Consider the following 2,268-nt stretch of genomic DNA (forward strand, 5'->3'; position numbering starts at 1 on the left):
ACTTTCCGGCGTCAGGGGGTCAAAGTACAGACGGTCGCCGGTATCGAAAATGGTTGTAATCGTTGTTCCGGGATAGTAGTGCTGAAGAATTTGCTGCCAGGTGTATCCGTTCGCAGCATAGCCCATTGCTCCGTACTGGCTCATTCCAACACAGTGGCCATTTCCCTGGGTGACAAATTTCCACCCCTGTGTGGAACCCAAATACTGGAACGTAAAGTTCGGAGAATAAAGGCCATAGCAGTTTTCATAGAACTTTCCGCCGGAAACCACTTTTCCGCACACTGTAATCTGTGTGCAGTATCCGTACTGATCGAACACCGGATTGGTCAACCAGTTTGCATAATCGTATCCCGCTGTAGAAATTCCAAGCTTATTCTCGATGTTGTCCTTCATCCGCGCGATTCCGATGGTGTTGGTCTTGTTCTGCCACGCGGCACCGTACATGCTTTCGTAGGGGCTTGTCACGTTCACCAGATAAGGCTGCGAATTCCAGCCCATGTTCTGGGAAGAGTTGGTGACGCCCGCACTGGCCGAGCCATATACTGTGCATGCAGGGATTCCGTTGTACATCACAACATAATTTGCAACCTGCGCAACCGCCTGACGAACAGCACTGGTAATTTTGTCCTGGCTGGCCAGAACCACTGAAGGATACGACTCTCCATTGTTCTGGGAGAAAAGGATCCAGCTGTGGGCTGCGACTGCCTGCGCCTGGAAAAGCGTACGCGCATCCAGACCGGTAAGTTTTGTTCCGCCTACTTCAGCCTGAACAATGGCGGCCAAAATATTTTCAACCGAGTCCGTCACTGTTTTGCCGGTAACGGAATCGTAAACCGAAAGGGTTTCCCCCACCGGGTCAGGAGTTGTACCGCCGCCCGGATTGATAATGGAGGGATAATTTTTATAAGCGTAGTTCAAATCCACATTGCCCTGAATGCCCGGAACCTTGCCCGTGTGAGAATACTGCCAGATTCCGGCCGCATCGCCCCACGGATTGCTGGTCGCGCTTGTATGGGCCACCCAGAACTCATATCCCTCATTGATCAGCTGCTGCGCATTCATCAAACTTCGCGCAAAATAATCATACGTATAGAAGCCCGGCAAATATCCGTTCTGATCCAAAATATTCATGCCGTGGCGGACGATGTCCGTTTTGCGCTGAGGATCCGGCACATTATTGATTACCAGAGGATCTTCGTAGTCGATATAAACCGGGTAATCAAAGACGATGCCATCGTCGCGCAGACGTTTCAGCTCTGCAGAGTTCAGGAAGAAGAACACCTCTTCTTCGATCTCCGCTTCACTAAACGCATAGCTGTACAAATATACGCCGACTTTGATTCCGTTTGCCTTGGCATTTCGCACGTTGACCTCAAAATAGGGATCAATGACGTAATAATTGGCGCTGTTGCTCCACGTGAGCGCACGAATCATCGCAAATGAAACGCCGCTGTTGGCAACCTGCTGCCAATCGATGACGCCCTGATGCGAAGAAACGTCGATTCCATAAGCCTTGTCCGGGAAGTAGTTCTGAATCACGCCATTCGCATCCACCTGATAGGAAACGCCGTCAATCACAACGGTTGTATTGCGGACCAGCGAACCCCATTTGTACTCAAAATAGTACCAGTTTCCGTCGATCTTGTACGGTCCGGTCGCGCCTGTATAATCGCTTTTAAAGTAGAACCGATTGCCATCCAGCTCGACCCAACCCTTGACGAATTCCAATGTCTTGTCATCAATGCAATAAAATTTTCCGTTGATGTTTTTCCATCCGGCCGTTACCCGGCCTTCTGTATCTGCATAGCTCTGCCCACCAGTGTGAACGATAAAAAATCCGGTCTGCAAATAGCCGGTATTCACGCTGAAATAACGCCAGTAGCCATCCACGACCTGATAGCCCAGAGGAATTTTTCCGGTCGCATCCGACCAGATTTTCCCACCGGAAAGCTGTTTCCAGCCGCTTGTCCACAAAACACCTGTTGTTTCGTCCAAATAGTACCAATAGCCGTTGATCGGCTGCATGCCTTTCAGCTGTTGTCCGGTGGCGTCAAAATAATATTTTTGGCCACCAACTGTCTGCCAGCCGGTCAGCAACAATTTTGTGTCCGGATCCACATAATACTGCTTTCCGTCCACGGTGATCCAGCCGGTTTTGATCACACCTTCGCTGTTTGCATAGGTGCGTCCACCGCTGTACACGTCAATGAAGCCGAACCGCAGATAACCCGTGTTCGGGTCGATGTAGCGCCAGGTCCCTTCAATTTC

The 2,268-nt window shown here is 50.4% G+C and carries 1 protein-coding gene; it reads right to left on the bottom strand.

The genetic code is table 11. The features are described 5' to 3' along the window. Positions 1 to 2,268 (bottom strand): GH25 family lysozyme (locus WMO24_RS00835; RefSeq protein ID WP_349214188.1); only part of this gene is annotated, 2,268 nt, incomplete at both ends.

The sequence above is a fragment of the Ruthenibacterium intestinale genome, from assembly GCF_040096265.1.
Lineage (GTDB): Bacteria > Bacillota > Clostridia > Oscillospirales > Ruminococcaceae > Ruthenibacterium > Ruthenibacterium komagatae.